Raw genomic sequence first — 6167 nt, forward strand, 5'->3', positions numbered from 1 at the left:
TTAAATATTGATTGTTCTTCTAAAGAACCATCATATTGAATCTCTGGAATTGATCTGATTTTTACTCGTGAGTTTTTAAAGACGGACTCCACTCTTCTATTTAATTCTTCATATGTATATAGTTCACTGTTGTTATTCTCGGCTTCACTCAAGCACTTTTCCATAAATTTCTCTCTATTATTTCGAAGACCAGTAAATGCCACTTTAAAGTTTTCGTCATACTTTTGTTTTAAATCCCAACAATGATTCGTAAAATTTGTTTTTAAGATTTCTAACTGCTCTTTTTTTTGATTTATGTTATTTTCTAAACTTCCAATCCGGTCCTGATGTTTCTCTGCATCTTTCAATTTCCCATCAATTAAGGCTAATATTTCAGTAGATTCTTTTCCGAGAGTAAAGATACCTTTAATATCGTTGTGGATACTGAAATTCTCTTGAACAAAATTTCTATTATAAACAAACAGATCAAAATCAGGGCTGCCTTGCTTCCATTCTATATTACAAGAAGAGAACTTTTGATTAACACTATTTCGTAGCAATTCAGAAATAGTAGTTTTCCCCGTACCATTGCTTCCGTAAATGTAGTTGATCTTATTCAAATTAACTTCAATTCCCGTTGAATCATAGGATGCTACTTCCTTAATCCTAATCTTTTCTATCAATTTACTCCCTCCAAACTTTTCCTACTTTCAATATAATTTGCCTAATGTCAATTTCTATTTTACAGGAAAAGTTTAACAAGTCTAACAAAACACCAAATATTCCAACAGTTACTTCCATATTTCGACACTTTGTTGTAAACAAAAAAGCATCCCAATTATGAGATACTCCTTTAATATTATTACTTAATGATATTACTTATGGTCCATTTCCGAATGCTCTCTGTCTGTTCGGGTAAAACAAAGTTTACATATTCAAGTAAAGAGAAGGTTCCTAAGCTCCTTGAAAACTGTAATACCAGGTCCGGATTATCTTGAATCCTTAAATTTCTAAGGAAAGCCACACCGTTTACATTTTCTATTTGATGAAGTACATTCGTTGTGTGAACTTGTGTTGATAAGATATTGTAGAGAGTTAAATATTCAGGTAAATGCCCACACCTTGCTGCAAGTTCTCTAATGTTTCTAGGGCCTTTAAAAAGGCTATACCATTTTGGGTAGTTTATGTTTTTCTTTTTTACAAGATAATCCCATTCTAATTTTATATTTTTAAACTCTTCCCGTTGTAAACTATTAGAGATTCTAAGTCTTTCTTTTTCAAGTTTTTCTAAATCCCCATCTCTATTCTCAATTCCCATAAATCTTCTTATCTGTCTACCATCCTCTTTTTTAGACAACAAAGTATTTACTAAATGAAGTTGATCCTGAAGATAAGAGTAATGATATGCTCGTGCACGTTGCTTTTGGTTTCCTTTAGGATCGACTATAAATTTAAAATACAGATGATTCTCAAATAGATCCCTGCAAATTGATTCTGCTGCTTTTTCTGACTGATTTTCAATCAATATAAACAGCATCCAATTTTTCAATTATCTTTCGAAAAAGAAGCATGGCAAACACAATATAGTCTGGCACTATTTCGTATTTTTTTGTTAGTTCTTTAATGGTTAAATCAAATACTTCCTCTTGTTTCCTTATAATTAATCCAATCTTGTCTAAATCCTTATCAATATTCCCCAGATTCGTCACTCCAAACCTTATTATCACTTACTTCCTTCTTTATCACTAGATTTTTAATAATAGTCATTTTCCCTCCGCTGGTTAAATTCCTTTTCATATTGAATTTCAAAAGCTGTTCTGAATTCGGATAATAAATTTGATTTGTTACTTAATTCATCCGAAACCCACGGTTGTAATAAATATGGAAAGAGTGCATTGTTTAAATCACTAACCATATACTGTGAAGTTGCCTTACCAATCATGTAGTTTTGTTCAAGTTCTAAAACAGAACCGTCGTGTAATGGTAGGGGCAGGGTACGATTATCTTCTTGATATAGTGCATATATTATGGCTTTTTGATAGTTATTAAGTTTTTGTAGTCTTTTTTCTGCATTAGCATAAAAGTTCCTTTTTGCTTTTGCATTAGAGATGGATTTAGCTGTTTGGTATATCAAGTTGACTATTAGGATACATACTGAAACAATGAAAACTATCCCGATGATGAAACCATATTTATCTCTAAATTCCAACATGAACATATGATCTAATAAGGATATTGGTGAAAACAGAAGTATACCACTTGCTAAGGATAGTGCAGCCATAATCGTGGTTGGTAAGGTAAGAATCTCACTAATATTAAAATCTATTTTCATAAAATCCTCCAAACATTGTACTTTTCTTATATTATACTATACCTTTTGCACGCTTCTCTCCTTCCTTCTTTTTTGATAAATAGTCTTTTCCCATACCAGATAAAATAAATAATAAAAGAATGAACAATCTCCTTGGAACATCACGAAATGGAAACAGAATACTACGATACAGTAAGGATAACAACTGTATGGGATATTTTTGAAGCATTATTGGGCCAGTAATTATTAAATCAAAAAAGGCCGAACCCATATTGAATTCAGCCCGAATTTGTATTGACTTTTGATTGGAAAACTATAAATAAGTATTGAATCCCTAACGGTTTTCTTGATGATTAACAAATGTTCATTTCTAATTATTCCATACTGCTATCCATTTCCTCTTTATTTGCTTCTTCATCTGCAAACTTATTATGTATCCACAAAAACTGCCTAGAAAGCTCCTCATTTCTTGGTACATCCAAAAATTCTGGATAACGTTCATCTATTACCAAATCATTATAGACTTCATTTATAGCTTCCACTATAACAGTTGGATCTAAAACTTTTTGGATAGCATCATAATTGTCTCTGCGAAAACTTGATTTTCTTGAACCAAATTCTCCAAATGCAGTCGGGGTATAAGAATTAAGTAACTCGAACACAAAATCCTTATCTCTACGTATTATTCGTGTGATTGTATTCGTTGCCTCTTTGGGCTCCCCATACTCATTCCATATTGATAGTACATAGGGAAAGTTCTCTATTTTTCCAATTTCGATATTGTCAATGTTACTCAACTCAAAAGATATTCTTTTAGCCAGGATGCCTGCCAAATTTGAGTATTCTTCGTCAGAGAAACCTTGAGGATTTGGATGTTCCTCTGTATCTCTTCTGAACCAAGAAAAGCACTCCGTAGCAAAAAATAAGGTGTCTGCATTAAAAATTACATCTTTGGCTAACTCGAACTGTTCATCTTTACTATTCAGATTCTCTATACAGTCACCAGTAAATATTGCTCCTTGTCCCAAAGTATTCATTGACCTGAAAAGCTGAACAGGATTAGGTAGATTACTTCCTATCTTTGCTATAGAAATTGCTAAATTTTTTGACTGTAATAAAGTGAAGTTTTTACTGAGCCTTCTTAACTTTGAAATAAAAGTTTCTGCATTCTTTTCAGACAAAATTCCATTTATTTTAGATACAATATCTTCTGGAGAATTATGTTCACTGAATTTTAATAATTCATTAATTGCTAAATCAGAAACATCTTTAGTAGTTATCGCATAAGTGAAATACCTTTGAAAATATTGAGGAGAACATATTCGTTGTTTTTCACCCCATTTTAATTCCGAATTTCCCCCATAATGAACATTTCTAAAGGCATTATTGAGCTTAGGAAAAAGAAAGCATAACAAATCTATAATTTGTTCCATTTCCTCTTTTGTAAATTTATTTAACGCTGATTCAACTCTCTCTTTTCTTCTGACTTTCTCCTTTTGGTCATAATCATAGCCATACCCACTTGTACCATCTTTTAAAAATAAATCCCTATTGTCTCTGATTAGAGCATAAACTTCTGGCAATAGAACCCTAATGCCTTCAATTAACATTAAATCAACAACATTGGCTTCATCTTTTAATATAGGCAAAGAAAACAACAAGATATTTGAATACAACTTAGCTTGTCTAGGTGTATTCAAGTGTGCTTCTAATCCTTTAGAGAAATTGCTTACAAATTGCCTAACATCTTCCTCAGTTAATTCAATATTAGAGAAGTTCAATACTTGGTCAATTTCATTAAAGCAAAAGTTTCTTAAATCTTCGCTTTCTATTGATGGAAGTTCTAAGGGAACCTGAATTATTTTTTCTAAAAATGAATTTCCCGTCCCTATAGCATTATCACCGTATCGTTCTTGTAATGCTGACGATACTACATGTTTATCAAATGCCAATACATAGGCTGTATATCTAAAATCTGCTGTTAACTTAACTAATCTAAACACAGCATGTATTTCATTTTTTTCGAGTCGATCAATATCATCTAAAAGTATTACTACTCTTTTTTTCTCCTCTTCTAAAAGGTTTTCAATTCGTTCTCTTAATTCTTCAATATCTGCACCTGAAAAGAACGATTTTACTCCATCTACAACTTCCTCTTTACCAAGTACAGATGCTAGTGGTTTACCGTATTTCTCAATAAGGTTGCCTATTCTTTCCTTTCCAGTTTCTATAGACCTATCAATCGCTGTAGCTAAGTCGTTGAAGAAATTAATGAGCATCTGGTCTTCGTCGCCAAATCTCCATGGATTAAACTTTAAACAAACGACGTGTTCCTCTGCTTGAAGTTCCCCTTCTATAAAGTTTAAGACAGAGGTTTTCCCGTCACCCCAAGCACCATATATTCCTATTACAATACTACTCGGATCATTTCTTTTAGCTATTACATTGGCTACTCTCTGTGAAAATGGAAAACGATTAAATCGGTCGAGAGCAGCATCATATATTGGAGCATCCGATGAATAGTTATGCGGTTTCATTTACAAATTCCTTCCTTCATTTCACAGTATATATCCATGCCTGAAACTTTTTTTGCTAATCTTTTTGCTTTATAATATCGAATAACCATAATCCCTTCCCTAAAATATTATCATCTTTCTTATCTAACGGGTCTAAGAAATCTACCTTTTCCCGAGCCCATTTCACCCAATCATTTAAAATTTGTTTTTCTTCCTCAGTACCAACCTTAGCAAACTTTGATTCTACTGCATCCAACAGTCTTCTAATCCTTTCAGCCTTTTCCCAATTCTGTGCATATTGGTCCAATAATTCTAACTGCTTTAATTCCTTTTCCTTCCGTTCAGCTATTTGCTCTCGAATTAGTTGCTCTTCTAACCAACGCTGTTTTTCAGTTTCACGTTATATCCTTTTTACTTTTTCAACATGTATAGCATCCATTATCCATAAAACAATTTCACCAATCTGATCTTCAATTACTTTTGCTTCCGTATCACGCCAGTTTTTACGCCTAGCATGATAAGAATCAATGCCAAAATGTAGTTTACCAGTCTTTATGTAATCATAAGAAGGTATTGACCAAAGACTGTTTTTTAATTCTTTATCCGTTGGTATATGGTCAATTCTTGTTTGTATTTCTTTTATAAAGATAGGAACACGATCTCCACCAAAAGAAATACTCAATTCATTATCAACAACTCTTCTACTGTACCCATAGGATTTTGGTGCATTTTCAACCGTATAACCTAGATGTTCCAAAGCAACAAAAAGTGTATTGTAAAATCTATAAACACGGTTTTTTAGTTCGTCTGAAATTTTACTTAGATTAATAACGTGGCTTTCTTTAGTTTGAGTTGTTCCTTTTTTAGAACTATAATACTGTTTTGTCCCTTCTATCAAATCATGAGGCTTTGTTAGTCTATCGGGAACTTTTAATGCCAAAGAATAGTGAGTTACTCTTTGATGTTCTTCGTTTGATAAAAATGAAAGTATCTCAGACATCTTCGCTCCAAATCGGTCACTATTATCAAAAGTTTGAACAGGCACTTCTATTTTATCGGGACCATTATGTTCTGGTAGAGGAGGTATACTAATTTTTTTACCTGATTTCATTTTTGTCCAATGCCCAGATTTTGGCAATGGGATATTCATTTTTATACAATGTTTACGTAAAGCAACATCAGAGACACCATAACGAGTGGCAAGAGTAGTCATAGGTTCTTCCCAAACTTCTTTATATAACTTTTCCCTTTCATAGATTCTCGTTTCCATAAAAGACCTCCCTTATAAAGTTTTAAAAGTTAATAATGTAGGCAAAAAACTGCCTCTTTATATTCCATTCTAAATAACTGGACAGTCATAA

Annotated in this window: 7 protein-coding genes; all 7 read right to left on the reverse strand. The window is 32.5% G+C overall.

The annotated features are described in order from the left end of the window. Positions 1 to 662 (reverse strand): AAA family ATPase (locus SIN01_RS13565; protein ID WP_141306134.1); only part of this gene is annotated, 662 nt, incomplete at its 3' end. 179 nt (positions 663 to 841) lie between these two features. Then, positions 842 to 1504: a DUF5677 domain-containing protein gene (locus SIN01_RS13570; protein WP_010026822.1), complete on the reverse strand. Its 663-nt coding sequence runs from the start codon at positions 1502 to 1504 to the stop codon at positions 842 to 844. Then, positions 1497 to 1706, reverse strand: a complete 210-nt coding sequence (locus tag SIN01_RS13575; RefSeq protein ID WP_010026821.1) for a hypothetical protein — start codon at positions 1704 to 1706, stop codon at positions 1497 to 1499. Before SIN01_RS13575 ends, SIN01_RS13570 begins: the two co-directional genes overlap by 8 nt. Before the next feature lie 26 nt (positions 1707 to 1732). Further along, positions 1733 to 2311, reverse strand: coding sequence for a superinfection exclusion B family protein (locus SIN01_RS13580; protein WP_010026820.1), 579 nt, complete (start codon positions 2309 to 2311; stop codon positions 1733 to 1735). Positions 2312 to 2664: 353 nt separating this feature from the next. Continuing rightward, complete coding sequence (locus SIN01_RS13585) at positions 2665 to 4827, reverse strand: KAP family P-loop NTPase fold protein (RefSeq protein ID WP_010026818.1); 2163 nt, start codon at positions 4825 to 4827, stop codon at positions 2665 to 2667. 55 nt (positions 4828 to 4882) lie between these two features. Next, on the reverse strand, positions 4883 to 5113 hold the full coding sequence (locus SIN01_RS13590; protein WP_029548304.1) for a hypothetical protein: 231 nt from the start codon (positions 5111 to 5113) through the stop codon (positions 4883 to 4885). Positions 5114 to 5206: 93 nt separating this feature from the next. Then, the gene (locus SIN01_RS13595; protein WP_029548303.1) at positions 5207 to 6076 is read right to left on the reverse strand and encodes a hypothetical protein; all 870 of its coding nucleotides are present in this window, start codon (positions 6074 to 6076) and stop codon (positions 5207 to 5209) included. Positions 6077 to 6167: the final 91 nt, after the last annotated feature.

The sequence above is a fragment of the Sporolactobacillus inulinus genome, assembly GCF_006539285.1.
Classification (GTDB): Bacteria; Bacillota; Bacilli; order Bacillales; family Sporolactobacillaceae; genus Sporolactobacillus; species Sporolactobacillus inulinus.

Coding starts and splice junctions, on each gene's coding strand:
- SIN01_RS13595 (WP_029548303.1), bottom strand. CDS start 6,076: ATGGAAACGAGAATCTATGAAAGGGAAAAGTTATATAAAGAAGTTTGG.
- SIN01_RS13585 (WP_010026818.1), bottom strand. CDS start 4,827: ATGAAACCGCATAACTATTCATCGGATGCTCCAATATATGATGCTGCT.
- SIN01_RS13580 (WP_010026820.1), bottom strand. CDS start 2,311: ATGAAAATAGATTTTAATATTAGTGAGATTCTTACCTTACCAACCACG.